Source organism: Nitrosospira sp. Is2 (assembly GCF_033095785.1).
Classification (GTDB): Bacteria; Pseudomonadota; Gammaproteobacteria; order Burkholderiales; family Nitrosomonadaceae; genus Nitrosospira.
Window position 1 is genome coordinate 1,488,498 of the sequence record NZ_CP137134.1, and the last position, 12,754, is coordinate 1,501,251.

At 49.6% G+C, this 12,754-nt stretch carries 7 protein-coding genes; 5 read left to right on the forward strand and 2 right to left on the reverse strand.

Going from position 1 to position 12,754, the window contains the following annotated elements; all coding sequences use genetic code 11:
• Nucleotides 1-98: 98 nt before the first annotated feature.
• Together R5L00_RS06515 and R5L00_RS06520 are read left to right on the forward strand one after the other, a co-directional pair.
• Complete coding sequence (locus R5L00_RS06515) at nt 99-1,988, forward strand: AAA family ATPase (RefSeq protein WP_317653831.1); 1,890 nt, start codon at nt 99-101, stop codon at nt 1,986-1,988.
• A gap of 206 nt (nt 1,989-2,194) precedes the next feature.
• The gene (locus R5L00_RS06520) at nt 2,195-3,298 is read left to right on the forward strand and encodes an McrC family protein (protein WP_317653833.1); all 1,104 of its coding nucleotides are present in this window, start codon (nt 2,195-2,197) and stop codon (nt 3,296-3,298) included.
• A gap of 818 nt (nt 3,299-4,116) precedes the next feature.
• On the opposite strand, the gene R5L00_RS06525 is transcribed toward R5L00_RS06520, so the two are convergent.
• Both R5L00_RS06525 and R5L00_RS06530 read right to left on the reverse strand, forming a co-directional pair.
• Nucleotides 4,117-4,317, reverse strand: coding sequence for a hypothetical protein (locus R5L00_RS06525; protein ID WP_317653835.1), 201 nt, complete (start codon nt 4,315-4,317; stop codon nt 4,117-4,119).
• Between the two features lie 16 nt (nt 4,318-4,333).
• Nucleotides 4,334-4,564: a hypothetical protein gene (locus R5L00_RS06530; protein WP_317653837.1), complete on the reverse strand. Its 231-nt coding sequence runs from the start codon at nt 4,562-4,564 to the stop codon at nt 4,334-4,336.
• An 889-nt stretch (nt 4,565-5,453) separates the two neighbouring features.
• Between R5L00_RS06530 and R5L00_RS06535 the strand changes: the two genes are divergently transcribed.
• From R5L00_RS06535 to R5L00_RS06545, 3 genes are all read left to right on the forward strand, one after another.
• The gene (locus tag R5L00_RS06535; RefSeq protein WP_317653838.1) at nt 5,454-7,904 is read left to right on the forward strand and encodes an EAL domain-containing protein; all 2,451 of its coding nucleotides are present in this window, start codon (nt 5,454-5,456) and stop codon (nt 7,902-7,904) included.
• A 261-nt stretch (nt 7,905-8,165) separates the two neighbouring features.
• Nucleotides 8,166-11,480, forward strand: coding sequence for a response regulator (locus R5L00_RS06540; RefSeq protein WP_317653840.1), 3,315 nt, complete (start codon nt 8,166-8,168; stop codon nt 11,478-11,480).
• On the forward strand, nt 11,477-12,385 hold the full coding sequence (locus tag R5L00_RS06545; protein ID WP_317653842.1) for a diguanylate cyclase: 909 nt from the start codon (nt 11,477-11,479) through the stop codon (nt 12,383-12,385). Before R5L00_RS06540 ends, R5L00_RS06545 begins: the two co-directional genes overlap by 4 nt.
• The last annotated feature ends 369 nt before the right edge of the window (nt 12,386-12,754 follow it).

Below are 12,754 nucleotides of genomic sequence, written 5' to 3' on the forward strand. Positions count from 1 at the left end.
ACAATAAAGATGGCAGAAGAGTACCGCCTTAAATTCCGGTTTGCTGGCGCGAAGTAACTGAAAAGAACATTGATCGAACGTCCAGAAGCAACGAGATTATGCCTAAACCTCATTTGAACACCATTTTATACGGCCCTCCTGGAACCGGCAAAACCTACACAACGATAGAGTCGGCTTTGGAGATTCTCGCCCCCGAATTTTTAGCGGCTCATAAAAAGCAAGGGGGGGAAAGGGCGGCACTGAAGAAACGCTTCGACGATCTGGTTAGCAGCGGCGATGTGCGGTTTGTAACATTTCACCAGAGCTTTAGTTACGAGGATTTTGTCGAAGGCCTTACAGCAAAAAATGACGAGAACGGCAAAGTGCAGTTTGAACTCGTGGATGGCGTATTCAAGACTATTTGCACTGCTGCCGTAGCACGAGTGACTCAGCAGGCTGAAGCTCCCATAGATCTCCGAGGGCGGCGGATCTGGAAGATGTCGCTTGGCAATACCCAGGGCGTCGATGCTTATATCTACGATGAATGCATTAAACAGGGTTACGCCCTCCTGGGCTATGGTGGAACAATTGATTTTTCCGGCTGCAAAAGCCGAGACGAGGTGCGCGAGCGGTTTAAGGCTGCGGGGGAGGTTCTACCCACCGATTCGTACGCAATCACTGCAGTGGCAACCTTCCTCCTGAAAATCAAACGAGGCGACATACTCGTCGTCAGCGAGGGTAATTCGAAGTTTCGCGCCATTGGGGAGGTGACGGGTGATTACGTTTGCGTGAAGAGAGACGAGCAAGGAGACGAGTATGGTCAATGCCGCCGTGTATCTTGGTTACGCGTCTACAACCCTGCATCGCCCCTAGATCAGTTGATGATTAGCCAATTTAGTCAAATGACCCTCTATGAACTTAGAGCCACGGCCATTGATATGGTTAAGTTGGAGAAATTGCTGGCCGCGACCGCGTCCACCCCAATCAATTCCGCTACTGATACGCTCTTTCAAGTTGGGGAGCGTCTTGGCGGCTATCTCGTCCGCAGAGCAACTTCGGAAGTCGTTGAGCTAGAGAAGCCTAATGGCAAGTATTTGCCCTTTACAATTGACTTTTTAGAGACCTTAGCGAGCTATGTACGTCAGGGCAAGCTAAATATCAAAGACATTCGCGAGAAGCGCGTTTTTGACAAGGTACCAGATACCCAGCTTGAGCCCTACCTTGTAAACGGATATTACAGTGTGCTACCCCCTCTGGTTGAGCGGCTTTGTGGCAGGGCGAAAATAGGCGCCGCGCAGAGCCTGATAGGTGGGGAGGCGACCATAGGTACCGAGGTCACGAACGCGAAGGTGCTTATCATCGATGAGATCAATCGAGGCAATGTGTCCCGTATCTTTGGTGAGCTGATTACACTGATCGAGCCGTCCAAGCGTCAGGGTAACGATGAGGCGCTGGAAGTCATCCTACCCTATTCGAAAAAGCGCTTTAGCGTTCCGAATAATGTTTATTTAATTGGCACTATGAATACGGCGGACAGATCGTTAGCCGGCCTTGATATTGCACTTCGTCGCCGCTTCAACTTTAAGGAAATACTGCCCGATTACACCCTGTTCGATGGAGTGCATGTTGAGGGTGTCTTGATTGGCGAACTGCTACAAAGGATGAATCAGCGGATCGAAGCGCTCTTGGATCGTGATCACTGTATAGGGCATGCCTATTTTCTTCCGTTGAGGGAGGAGAGCACCGTCTTACACATGGCATCGATCTTTCGGCAAAAGATACTTCCGTTACTACAAGAGTATTTTTTCGAAGATTGGGAACGCATTCGTTGGGTTTTGAATGATCATCGTAAGGAGGCCGAGCACCAGTTTATTAGGCTCAATATATCCTCGTCACGTGAATTGTTCGGTAATGACGTCGAGGGTCTTGGTAGCGTTAAGTCGCAATGGGAGCTCGGTATCGAGTCATTTGATGCCATCGAAAGCTATCGGGGCATTATCGGAGTTTAAGTGTGAAGGGGACGGTCACAGTTCGAGAGTATGCCCGGCTAACTACCGGCCCCACGCGATCCTCCCTTGATGAAGCAACTGTATCTCAAGCTGACTTTGATTGGTTGTGTTCGCTAAGCGCTTCTTTTCGAAGTCGCGGTGCGCCCCTACTTCAAATTGATAACCGCCGATGGTTGCGGCTGGATAATTTTGTCGGGGTCATCGAGATGCCAAGTGGCAGATGCCTTGAAATCCTTCCTAAATATGTCCACGACACAGCCAATGTAAAGGAGCCCAGAAAGTTGCTGTGCCGTATAATCCAGGCGGCAATGGACCTTCCCTTCCGCGACGTAGGCGTTGCGAATCTGGCTTTATTTGATGCACCTGTAAGCGAATGGGTTATTCGCCAGTTCTTGCTGGCTGTGGATCGACTGGTAAAGCGGGGGTTAAGATTCGACTATGCTCAGATGGAGGAGGAGCAGCGGTTCTTGCGTGGGCAGCTCGACATCGCCCGGCAATTGCGTCAACCAGTAGGACGGCAGCACCTCTTCCGGATCCGACATGATGTATTCTTGCCGGACGGGGCCGAGAATCGGCTGATCAAATCTGCATTGGTGATAGCAGGCACTAGTACGCAAGATGCAAGAAACTGGCGGCTTGCACACGAACTGCGTGGGCTAATTGCGGAAATACCTTCATCTCAGCAAATCAGGGAGGATTTCAAGTCGTGGCGGCGGGACCGGTTAATGGCCCATTACGAACCGGTACGTCCCTGGTGCGAACTGATCTTGAGACAGCAACTGCCTTTGGCTGGAAGTGGAGCGTGGCGCGGTATCAGTCTACTGTTTCCCATGGAGAAACTATTCGAACGTTATGTGGAAACCAATTTGAGAGAAGCGTTACCGGGGGATGTACGGTTTGTTTCACAGTCGACAAGCAAATACCTTTGCGCTCACGAGGAGCAGGGGTTTTTCCAACTACGGCCGGATATATTGCTCTCAAGACAGGGGCAGCGATGGGTATTGGATACAAAATGGAAACTTTTGCATACCCTTGATCGAGCCAATCATTACGGCTTAAGTCAGTCTGATTTCTACCAGTTATTCGCCTACGGCCAGAAGCATCTGGGCGGTAAAGGCGACGTTATTCTAATATATCCCAAAACATCCGAATTTTTTGCGCCCTTACCCCCATTTCATTTTTCCGATTCGCTTCGTTTATGGGTATTGCCTTTCGACCTACACGAAAAACAACTAATCGAACCGATTCTTAAATTGCTACCTTGCTCACCTTGCGACAAAACACGAATCCCCACTTTGCTGTATCAGTGAGCTTCATCGCAATCCCGCTGTTGGTATCAACTTTCTAACGTTGGTATCAGAAGCTGAAATACACCAACAATATCAAGTTGATTGCAACGGATGGGAATGAATGGCGTAAAACAAAAAACCCGCTGATCGTTAAGATTGAAGCGGGTTTTCGTGGACTTCCTTGGATGGGGTCAAACAATCATTTGGTGGCCAAGGGCGGAATCGAACCACCGACACAAGGATTTTCAGTATTCTATTCAGCTTATCTGATGACTTCTATATTATTCCCAAGAGTTTGATTCTTATTGGTATTAATGTCCAGAAGTACCTGCGTTAGTTCTCTTTGATTCTCGCAAATTGTGTAATTTTCGCTGCGCAATTACACAGGAATTACACGGACATTTCTTAACCAGCTTACAAGTTCAATACTCCGCTCGTATATATCGATGCTTTTTGCCGCCTTCCTCGCCACGGTTATCGGTATCTCTGGTGGGGATACTCTAACAGTCCTGAACGAGAGCACGCAGCAGGTGTAAATCAGACTCACCGAGATCGACGCATCCGAGCTCGCAGCCATTCGGAACCAAGTCCAAACAATCCCTCTCTGAACTGTGCTTCGGGAAACAGGCACAAATAAAACCGCGCATTGTCCTGCGCCGCAATGTTGCCATGCTGAACCGTATCCACATTGCGCGGCCGATGGGCGATTAGGCATACGACAGGCAATAAAAAGCCACCTCAGCGGATGGCTTCTTAGCGGAATAATGACGCTATAACACAAGCATATGCAAAATTGAGGGCTAATCAAATGATTCTACGTCCTGCGATATCGCAGAGGATCATAAACGGTTCTTCCTGACCTCATCACCACTTTCCTCTATATCCCTTATCATCTTCTTCGCGGTAAGAGCTAAAAGGGATCCCAAAACCGCTTCATCTTCGACTATTTCCGGCGTCACATGAATTCTCTGCCAACGAGCAAGCTTATCCCTGTGCTCGTTGATTGTGATCGTTATGGCGTATGCTTTATCCTCGCTCACGCTCCCTCCCGTTCAATCAGATTTTATTTTGCTTGGATTGTAGTTCATGGATTCTATTAAACTCTTGCACCATTTTAACCTTTACATCTTCCGATGCGTCCGGAGCAGCGCTGTACTCAAGAAGAATTTTGGACAATCGAGTCTTATCGTCGCTATCAATCCGATCCTTGAGGGCAATTTCCCCTACAGCTACCCAATACGCAGCGATCATCTGACTCAGTCTAGTATTCGTTCCTTCATTACTCATGCTTCTCGTCCCTCTTCTCATACAGCAACTCGTAGTGTTGCCGATCTTAACATAGGCATTCACAAGGCGATCCCGGTACTTCTGCCACTTGCTACCATACCCCCCTGCGCGAACGTTGGCCGAGCCATACCAGTTAATTGACCTCTGGAATTTCTTACTAAACCATACCTGGGGTTGGCTATCAAGTCCGTCAGGTCATCAAAGCCGGTATCAGTCGGGTATCATTTCTTTTGCTGGACTGCATTAAGTCTTACGCCAAGTTTGCCGCTTGAGGCCGTATGCGGAGGTTTCGCATCGCTCTTGTGCAGCATCATCGCCCAGGGGCATAAATCGGGGCCGGTATTGTAGGAGGGAATTCCTTCGCCCAACCACTTTAGGTCGTCGCTTGTATCAGCCCCGAAAGCGCTAGCGTAATAGACTTCGTTTCGGATTGTTCAAATCTGCCGCACATTGCTAGTTTTACGCCATTGCCAAGGTGGAGTGGGTGAAAGTCAGCCCATAGTCTCGCTTTGTTCGTGTCATCTTAAATACTGGGCAGGAAGGGCCGTAAACTAATGGATGACAACATAGGCTGTCGAGCCGCAAAATGCAGCTTCTCTGGGAGTGGCATCCGTTTAAGGCTCGCAATCTCTTTGTATTTCAACCAGCGTCAACTCTTACCGTACTAGCCAGTACCGTTGTGCCGGCTTTACAAAGGCGTTCTTAGTCAAGCAGTGACGGGTTTTGGAAAACAGCCATGGAATTGCATGAACTCCTCAATGCTATTACCTAGCCTCCCTCGTCTTTTGCGACACCTCACAGAGGCAAAAAGCTAAGTCCTTCTCATTTGGGGTTTCCCTGATCAGGTAACTGCCACGATGCGAAGACATTAATCGGAGGTTTGTTAGGGATGTTTGATTCATTGTCGCCGCCTGATGACGTGAACATCTATAGACGTATCGCTGTACTTGTCTTGGGCGGCTTTACCATACTCCTCGCGCTTGGTCTGAGCACCAATTTATTTCTTGATCAAAAACTCCAGCAAAGGGTTGATGATGCGACGGCCGAGACGCTGCTCTTGAACCAAACACGCGTTAGAGTACGGGAAGCGCAAGTCGTTTACATGATCATGGCGCAAGGGATCGCCGATCTTTTGCTTGATCCCGCTCCTCGCAATAAACTTGAGTGGAAATTGGAACGGGTGCAAAAGGCGCACGAGCATGCGACGATGAGCATTGTCATGGCGCTTGCCGCTACAGAAAATATAGAATTACAAAAGACACTACGGAAACTGCTTGATCATGACCGGCTGGTCATACGTCCATTAGAAGATGAAATCATCCAGCTCGCAGCTACCGATCCTCGCTCAGCACAACATAGGTACCGATATACATACTTACCAGCCTTAGCAACAAACACAGCGTTAATCAATGAAGCGATTCGCCTTTCCTCGGAGGAGGTGAGCAGCTTCAATGAAAGAGCTAATGTCGAAGCGGCGCGAGCTCAATTGATTTCTCGCATCACTATTATTTTGTTTGTCTGTATAGGCGTCATTATTGCTGTTTTCCTTGGTCGAGCAGTTAGGCGCTTGATCACGCTAATGGAAAAAGCGGCACGGGATAATAAGGACATTTTGGAGCTACGCCGAGATATCAATGCTGCGCATATTTCCGAGAAGGCGACCTTCGATGAAAAAGAGCGGTTACGGGTTACCCTGAGCTGCATCGCGGACGGTGTTATCACAACGGACACCGCGGGTAACATAACCTACATGAATCCCGTTGCGGAGGCTATGACGGGCTGGATGTTGAAGAGCGCTGTTGATCTCCCCTTGCTTGATGTGTTTCACATCGTCAACACACACACCGGCGAACCTTCACCCAATCCAGTGGAGCGAGTTTTTAAGGAAAACCAGGCCGTGGGCCTGGCTCAGAATACGAATCTAGTACAACGCGGTGGCGTCGCTTACCCGATCGAAGATTCGGCTGCGCCGATACGTGATCGACAGGGCGACATCATAGGCGCGGTTCTGGTATTTCATGATGTTTCGTATGCACGAAAGATGGCTTCAGAGATGAAGCATCAAGCCTCCCATGATGCATTGACGGGGCTCATTAACCGGCGAGAGTTCGAACAACGACTTGAACGTTCCTTGCAGACGGGCAAGGAGGATGCCATCGAGCACACCCTTCTTTATCTTGATCTTGACCAGTTCAAGATCGTGAACGATACCTGCGGCCACATGGCGGGGGACGAGTTACTAAAACAGCTGTCCGCCTTACTGCAGGCCAAGCTCAGAAAAAACGACACCTTGGCCCGCTTGGGGGGAGATGAATTTGGGGTGTTGCTGGAGAGCTGCCCTAGCGGACCTTCCCTTCGCATAGCGGAACTGCTGCGGCAAACAGTTCGAGAGTTTCGTTTTGTCTGGGGAGACAGGATATTTACGCTTGGTTTAAGTATAGGATTAGTCACCTTCAGCAACGGGGGGGAAACGCTAGCTGACATCCTGCGCATGGCGGATTCAGCCTGTTTTCTAGCCAAGGACAAAGGACGCGATCGAGTACAAATATATACACTGGATGATACGGGACTTGCGCAACGCCATAGCGAGATGGGATGGGTGGGGCGCATCCAAAAGGCGCTGGAAGAGGAGTGTTTTGTGCTATTCCGACAAAAAATATTGCCGATCGTGAGTAATTCCGTGGACGGCGATCATTACGAGGTCTTATTACGCATGAAGGATGAGGATGGCAACTTAGTACCTCCGATGGCCTTTATTCCGGCAGCCGAGCGTTACGGCCTGATGCCACGGCTCGATCGGTGGGTCATCACCACCGCTTTTATGCAATACAAGGCAAGTCCTTACGTGGCCGCCTGCGCCATCAATTTATCCGGGGCATCAATTTGCGACGACGGTTTCTATGAATTCGTGGTGGAGCAATTCGATCTACATAAGGTTCCTCCTAGCCGAATTTGTTTTGAAATTACGGAGACTTCCGCAGTTGCAAACTTAACTCAGGCAGCTGCGCTCATCCGTAAGCTAAAGGACTTGGGCTGCCGTTTTGCTCTAGATGATTTTGGCAGCGGGATGTGCTCATTTGCTTATCTCAAGCATCTGCCAGTTGACTATCTAAAAATTGATGGCGGATTCGTCAAGGGCATGGTTGATGATCCCATTGACCGCGCAATGGTCGAGGCAATTAATCATATAGGGCATGTCATGCAACTCAAGACAATCGCAGAGTTTGTTGAAAGCGATGCAATCCTACAGGCCCTGCGTAAGATCGGGGTTGATTATGCACAAGGGTATGGAATTGAAAAACCGCGATTAAGCGGACTGGGGGCAAATTTTTACCCCTGAGAATCTGACAGGACAGATAGACGCTGGGCGAGACGGCAATGAAATGGACACCGGAGCTCCATCTTTCCCCGGCCATAGACCCTTCCACCTAAGAGTGCCACGCCCTCAACCATACAACCAGCATAACCCCCGCTGACGCAATTCGCTAATTGATATAATTATTACCGGTACCCAGCCATTCTTTCAATTATTTATAGACGTATTAACACACTCTCCGTTATTAGTGTTAGCTCCCTGCTTGCGCTCTGTCTATGCACAAATTTGTTTCTTTATAAAAAATTACAGGAACGAGTAGATGCCGCTGCAGCCGGAACCTTGCTCTTGAACGAAACACGGGTTCGGTTGCGGGAAGCTCAGGTCGGTTACCTGGTGGCGGCCCAGCAGATTACTGACCTTTTGCTTAGTTCGGATCGTGGGGATGGTTTTAATGAGAGAAAAAGGCAAGAGCAAAAAGCTCGTGAGAATGCAACGATAAACGTCGAGACAGCCTTTGCAGCTACGCAAGATGCGGAATTAAAAGAGCTGCTGCTCAAATTGATAAATCATAATCGGCACGTTATCCTGCCGCTAAAAGATGAGGTTTTGCGGCTAGCGGCAAGCGATCTTCATGCAGCCCAGAATTTATACTGGTTTAAATATCTTCCTGCACAAGTAGAAAAAATGGCGTTCATAAATGAAGCCATCAGTCTTTCCACGAGCGAATTAGGTGCCTTCCATATGCAAGCCGACGAGGCAGCGGCTGACGCACAATTTGTTGCCCGCATTACGGTTATTCTGTCTGCCTTCCTGGGACTCGGGATCGTTTTTTTCCTCGGCATAGCGCTAACCCGCTTCATGATTTATACCGGAAGAACGGCTCGAGAGAATAAAAACCTGATGGATAATTCGCTCGATGTCATCTGTTCGATTGATGAGTCGGGATGTTTTATCCAAGTCAGCAATGCATGCCAGCGAGCCTGGGGGTACACCGCCGATGAGCTTAAGGGCCGTTCTTATATTGCATTGTTGCATCCTGCCGATGTTGATCGGACCGCCCAGGCTGCAGCCAGAATAATGAGCGGGAATCCCGTCCTGAATTTCGATAATCGCTATATCCACAAAGATGGCTCGATAGTGCATAACCGATGGTCGGTACAGTGGTCAAGCGACCAGAGGCAGATGTTTTGCGTCGCGCATGATGTGTCGGAGGTTAATCGAGTCAGCGAAGCGCTCCAGGCCAGCGAAGAACGTACGCGGCTCATCTTAGGGGCCGCTAATGATGCGTTCATCGGCATGGACTCCAAGGGCATTATCATCGACTGGAACCAACAGGCGGAGGCGATCTTCGGCTGGTCTAGCGAAGAAGCGCGAGGGCGGCTATTTCAAGAATTGGTTATCGCCCCTTCGGGCTGGACCATGTATCTTGAAACGCTCAAGCAACTCGAGCCCATGAGTGGAAGCTTGACAGCAAACCGTAGATTTGAACTCATTGCGCTTCACCGTGGCAGCCGTGAGTTTCCGATCGAGATCAGCGTTTCGTTAATCCGCCGCGGCGAGAGCTTCATGTTGAGCGCATTCCTGCGCGATATCGCGGAACGAAAACAATGGGAAACGGAACTGAATCAAGCCAAGGAAACTGCCGAAGCAGCGACCTTCGCAAAAAGCACGTTTCTGGCAAACATGAGCCATGAAATCCGAACCCCCATGAATGGAATTATCGGTCTTACCAACCTGACGCTTAAAACACCGTTGAGCCCGCAACAGCATGAATTCATGACCTTGATAAAATCCTCGGCAAATTCACTGCTGCGACTTCTAAATGACATTCTTGATTTTTCCAAGATGGAAGCAAGCAAGCTAGAACTCGACGAAATCGAATTTGATTTGCGCGGGCTGGCTGGAAATACACTGAAAGCATTTTCCGCCAGTGCCAATGAGAAAGGGATAGAGCTGACTTATCAGGTGAATCCAGAGGTGCCGTTTCTATTAAAAGGCGACCCTGGTCGCATCGCACAGATAATAGTGAATTTGACGGGCAACGCGCTTAAATTTACCGACAGTGGAGAGGTGGTGTTACGGGTCGCGCAGGAGTCGCAGCAAGGATCTTCGATTCAACACGCGATGCTGCACTTTAGTATCACCGATACCGGAATCGGCATGTCCGCAGAGCAGCAGGCTCATATCTTCACGGCGTTTGCGCAGGGTGATAATTCAACAACTCGTCAGTACGGTGGCACCGGTTTGGGTCTGACAATTGTGTCCCAACTTGTTACTTTAATGGGCGGCTCCATCTGGGTTGAAAGTGAGCTAGGAAAAGGAACGACAGTTCACTTTACCGCAAAGCTTGCTATACCCGAGCACCAACCCGAACCCGCGCGGTTGCCGAACTTAAATAATATGCGGGTACTAGTGGCGGACGACAACAGTAGTAACCGCGTGATCTTGGAAGAGATCCTGCGTAGCTGGTCAATGCAGCCGACACTGGCGAAGGATGGGAAAGAAGCCTTTGCGGAGCTACGTCACATGGCAGCGCTCGGTGAGCCATACCCATTAGTTCTGCTGGACTCGCTCATGCCGGAATACGGTGGCTTTGAACTGGCACAACTCATTAAAGATACTCCCTGTCTGGCGGGCACTACGATACTGATGCTTTCTTCGAGCGACGTGTCCAAAGAAGTCAGAGATTGCGAGGCATTAGGTGTAGTGCGTTGCCTAAGAAAACCAATCAAACAGTCAGAACTGTTTGACGCAATTATTGCGGGTATCAGTGGAGCAGACGACGGGACAATTCCCATGCCGAATCTGCAACCTGGGCTGTCGAAAACGTTACGGGTCCTGAATGTGCTAGTGGCTGAAGACCACCCGATAAATCAAATGGTGGTAGTGGAAATCCTGCGGGACCGCGGTCACGCCTTCTCCACTGCCAATAATGGAATTGAAGTCTTGCAGATGTTGGATCAGCAGTCGTATGACGCTATCCTGATGGATTGTCAAATGCCGCAAATGGACGGGTATGAAGCAGCCGCCGAAATTCGAAAACGCGAAAAAAATACCGGGAAGCATATTCGCATCATCGCCCTGACTGCTAATGCCATGAAAGATGATCGTGAACGCTGCCTAGCCGCTGGGATGGATGATTATGTCTCGAAGCCCGTAGATCCAGATATCTTAATGCAACGGCTAGAAGAGGTCGAAAAGGAGTGCATAGATCCTGTAGGTACGAATAGAGTCGAAGAAGCGGGATTCGCTGTGAGGGCATTTGATCTGGCGAGTGCCTTAAGTCGGACAAGAGATAAGAAGGAGCTTCTAAAGCGCCTTGTCCGTATTTTTTTGCAGGAACTACCTCCTACGCTGGCTAACATTCGTGCATCTGTTATCACCGGGGATAATGCGGAAATGGAACGTTCCGTACACCGCCTTAAAGGTGCCGCAAGTACCATCAGTGCCCAGCCTCTTGCCGACATCGCCGCCAGACTTGAACAACTTGCTACAACTAGCGGATCTCCGAACATTGACGAAGCTTTTGGCGAGCTCCAGGCCCGTGCGGCCGAATTGGTGAGCGAGCTTGAGCTGTTCATTGCGGGAGAAGCGGGGTGAAAGTATTGATCGCCGATGATGATCCTGTAGCCCTTCTATATTTACACTGCGCCTTGGAAGAGGGGGGCTATGATGTGGTCACTGCATCCGATGGAAAAAGCGCCTGTGACATCCTCCTGGGCACGGATGCCCCCAAGCTCGCTATTTTAGACTGGATGATGCCACAAATGGATGGGGTAGATGTCTGCCGGCGGGTTCGACAAACGGTAAGGGACCGCTACATTTATCTAATCATGCTGACCTCGAAAAGTGAAACACGGTTTACGGTCGAAGCAATGGATAGCGGCGCGGATGACTTCATTAGCAAACCTTATGGCATGGATGAACTTCAGGCGAGATTACGAACTGGCTCTCGCATCAGCGTTTTGGAACAGGAGTTGCGATTAAAAGCAACTCATGACTCGTTGACTGGCCTTTATAACCGCGGGGCAATTGTAGATATTCTTAAAAATGCAATGAGCCGACGCGCACGAAAAGCGTATCCCCTTTCAATCATCTTGGCAGATCTGGACCATTTTAAACGCACGAATGACACTTACGGGCATCAGGCAGGGGACGAGGTGTTGCGCGAAGTGACGCGGCGCGCGGCAAACGTTCTCAGGCCTTATGACTCCTTTGGCCGCTATGGCGGAGAAGAATTTTTAATTGTACTGCCAGAATGTGACGCCTGCACCGCATTTGCGGTTGCCGAGAGAGTGCGCTTGGTTATTGCTGGAAAACCGGTTTTAACTAATTTTGGCCCAATTCCCAGTTCCCTGAGTCTCGGTGTGGCAGGGGCTGAAGGAGAAACTTCCCTTCAATTCGATAACTTCATTGAACATGCGGATAAAGCACTTTATCAGGCAAAAAACAGCGGGCGCAATCGTGTAGTGCTCGCGGTGGGAGCGGTCGCTCTGCCTCATTAATGCCTCTAGTTAAGGAGCAAGCCTTATGGCCCCCTGCCGACCTTGAACACTACTACTCGATAAAATAATTGGCTGACGTCCTGACTAAGCAGTGTCCAGAAAAACGGCCTACCAATGCACCCGGTTACTCGCCTTGAACTTTCTCACCATCGCGCTTTGCATTCAGAAATACCCCTCGATCAAGTGTGCGCCCTCCATGATCATTAACGAGTTCATCAGATACAAATCCACCTAAAAAGACGAAGCAACCGCTTCTGTATGCATTCTGAGATCTGGGCGAAGTACTCAACGTTTGTATCGCTGCAGCATTCAAAGCATTCCCAGATTGGGGACCTGAGCAGCCAGAGTTTAAGCAACTAATTATCTAGG

Coding starts and splice junctions, on each gene's coding strand:
- R5L00_RS06515 (WP_317653831.1), top strand. CDS start 99: ATGCCTAAACCTCATTTGAACACCATTTTATACGGCCCTCCTGGAACC.
- R5L00_RS06520 (WP_317653833.1), top strand. CDS start 2,195: ATGCCAAGTGGCAGATGCCTTGAAATCCTTCCTAAATATGTCCACGAC.
- R5L00_RS06530 (WP_317653837.1), bottom strand. CDS start 4,564: ATGAGTAATGAAGGAACGAATACTAGACTGAGTCAGATGATCGCTGCG.
- R5L00_RS06535 (WP_317653838.1), top strand. CDS start 5,454: ATGTTTGATTCATTGTCGCCGCCTGATGACGTGAACATCTATAGACGT.